The sequence below is a fragment of the Mucilaginibacter sp. P1_D10 genome (assembly GCF_056406215.1).
In genome coordinates, this window is record NZ_JBFUAP010000038.1 from 1 (window position 1) to 3,275 (window position 3,275).

At 48.6% G+C, this 3,275-nt stretch carries 2 rRNA genes; both read right to left on the reverse strand.

The window, feature by feature from the left end:
* Nucleotides 1–2,836, reverse strand: a 23S ribosomal RNA gene (locus AC1DYT_RS26635); the annotation flags it as partial.
* A 303-nt stretch (nucleotides 2,837–3,139) separates the two neighbouring features.
* Nucleotides 3,140–3,275: ribosomal RNA gene (locus tag AC1DYT_RS26640) — 16S ribosomal RNA — on the reverse strand; the annotation flags it as partial.

Sequence of the window (3,275 nt, forward strand, 5' to 3'; positions counted from 1 at the left end):
CCACCTTTATACCTGTAACCTATCAACGTAGTAGTCTGCTACGATCCTCAATGGAAGTCTCATCTTGTGGCTAGTTTCGCACTTAGATGCTTTCAGCGCTTATCTATTCCCAACGTAGCTACTCTGCAATACACCTGGCGGCATAACAGATTCACCAGAGGTTAGTCCAACCCGGTCCTCTCGTACTAAGGTCAGCCCCACTCAAACTTCCAACGCCCACAACAGATAGGGACCGAACTGTCTCGCGACGTTCTGAACCCAGCTCGCGTGCCACTTTAATGAGCGAACAGCTCAACCCTTGGGACCTTCTCCAGCCCCAGGATGTGACGAGCCGACATCGAGGTGCCAAACCTCCCCGTCGATATGAGCTCTTGGGGGAGATCAGCCTGTTATCCCCAGCGTACCTTTTATCCTTTGAGCGATGGCCCTTCCATGCAGAACCACCGGATCACTATATCCGTCTTTCGACCCTGCTCGGCTTGTCTGCCTCACAGTCAAGCAAGCTTATGCTATTGCACTCCGCGTACGGTTACCAAGCGTACTGAGCTTACCTTTGAAAGCCTCCGTTACCTTTTTGGAGGCGACCACCCCAGTCAAACTACCCGCCAAACAATGTCCCCCGCATTACAGGGTTAGACACCAAATACAGAAAGGGTGGTATTTCAACGTTGACTAACATACTCCTGGCGAAGCATGATCACAGTCTCCCACCTATCCTACACATCCTGTATCCGATATCAATGTTAAGTTGTAGTGAAGGTGCATGGGGTCTTTCCGTCCCGTTGCGGGTAACCGGCGTCTTCACCGATACCACAATTTCACCGAGCTCATGGCTGAGACAGCGCCCAGATCGTTACACCATTCGTGCAGGTCGGAACTTACCCGACAAGGAATTTCGCTACCTTAGGACCGTTATAGTTACGGCCGCCGTTTACCGGGGCTTCGATTCAATGCTTCGCCTTGCGACTAACATCCCCTCTTAACCTTCCGGCACCGGGCAGGTGTCAGGCCATATACGTCATCTTTCGATTTTGCATAGCCATGTGTTTTTGTTAAACAGTCGCCTGGGCCTTTTCACTGCGGCTGATATTGCTACCAGCGCCCCTTCTCCCGAAGTTACAGGGCCATTTTGCCGAGTTCCTTAGCCATGATTCACTCGAGCACCTTAGGATCCTCTCCTCGACTACCTGTGTCGGTTTACGGTACGGGTTTTCATAACCTGAAGCTTAGCGGGTTTTCTTGGAAGTTTGATTACCTGAACTATTGCCTTACCCGAGGGCTCGGCATACTATCAGCTTTCAGCAAGGTCTGCGTACTTAACTACAAACCCTATACCTACGGCCTTTAACGTGCTATTCCGTCAGCACGCGTCAGTGTCACTACTCCGTCACCGCATCGCAGTTATAAAAAGTACTGGAATATTAACCAGTTGTCCATCGGCTACGCCTGTCGGCTTCACCTTAGGCCCCGACTAACCCTGATCCGATTAGCGTTGATCAGGAAACCTTAGTCTTTCGGTGGGCGGGTTTCTCTCCCGCCTTATCGTTACTTATGCCTACATTTGCTTTTCTAATTCCTCCACAGTCAATTGTCTTTCCTGCTTCACCGGCAATTAGAATGCTCCCCTACCAGATACATCTCTGTAAATCCATAGCTTCGGTATAACGCTTAATGCCCGTTTATTATCCATGCCCGATCGCTCGACTAGTGAGCTGTTACGCACTCTTTAAATGAATGGCTGCTTCCAAGCCAACATCCTAGCTGTCTGTGCAATCGGACCTCGTTAGTTCAACTTAGCGTTAATTTGGGGACCTTAGCTGATGGTCTGGGTTCTTTCCCTCTCGGCCATGGACCTTAGCACCCATAGCCTCACTGCAGTGTATATTAAATAGCATTCGGAGTTTATCTGGATTTGGTAGGATTTGACTCCCCCGCACCCAATTAGTAGCTCTACCTCTATATAACTTAACCACCACGCTGTTCCTAAAAACATTTCGGGGAGTACGAGCTATTTCCCAGTTTGATTAGCCTTTCACCCCTACCCACAAGTCATCCGGAAACTTTTCAACGTTTATCGGTTCGGTCCTCCAGTACCTGTTACGGCACCTTCAACCTGCTCATGGGTAGATCACAAGGTTTCGCGTCTACCTCCTCTGACTGTGCGCCCTATTCAGACTCGCTTTCGCTTCGGATCCGTGCCTAAAACACTTAACCTTGCCAGAGAAGAGTAACTCGTAGGCTCATTATGCAAAAGGCACGCCGTCACSSAACWTGTSSGCTCCGACCGCTTGTAAGTACACGGTTTCAGGTTCTATTTCACTCCCCTGTTCGGGGTTCTTTTCACCTTTCCCTCACGGTACTGGTTCACTATCGGTCTCTCAGGAGTATTTAGCCTTACCGGATGGTGCCGGCAGATTCCCACAAGGCGTCTCCGACCTCGCGGTACTCAGGATACCACTATCCTATCATYCATTACCCGTACGCAGCTCTCATGCTCTATGGCCGGGTTTCCCACCCCGTTCCGGTTTTSTTTGATATTCATRTTGTGGTCCTACAACCCCTACTATGCCGTAACATAATAGGTTTGGGCTTTTTCCCTTTCGCTCGCCACTACTCAGGAAATCATTATTATTTTCTCTTCCTCTGCTTACTTAGATGTTTCAGTTCAGCAGGTTTGCGCATATTTGCAACTATCCTTCAGATAGTTAGGTTTCCCCATTCAGAAATCCGCGGATCAATTCATATTTGCTGATCCCCGCGGCTTATCGCAGCTTATCACGTCTTTCATCGCCTCTGAGAGCCAAGGCATCCCCCGTGTACCCTTATTTACTTTCTTCTATACTTGTGATGCTTTTGCTCACCACTGTATGCTTTTTGATAACTGTCCGTTCATCCAATATGTCAAAGAACGTTCGCGGATGTCAGATTCCAGATTTCAAATGTGCAGATGATTTCTCATTTGCATATTTGCACATCTTTTATCTGCACATCTACTGGTGGAGAATAACGGATTCGAACCGTTGATAAATTATCCGGCCCCTGCTGGCCGAACTCCTATACTATACTATAGTATAAAAAATTTAAGAAATAATCATGTAGGTAACTTGTTATGATACTTTGGTATCAGATAATGCTCCAGAAAGGAGGTATTCCAGCCACACCTTCCGGTACGGCTACCTTGTTACGACTTAGCCCCAGTTACCGACTTTACCCTAGGACGCTCCTTACGGTTACGCACTTCAGGCACTTCCAGCTTCCATGGCTTGACGGGCGGT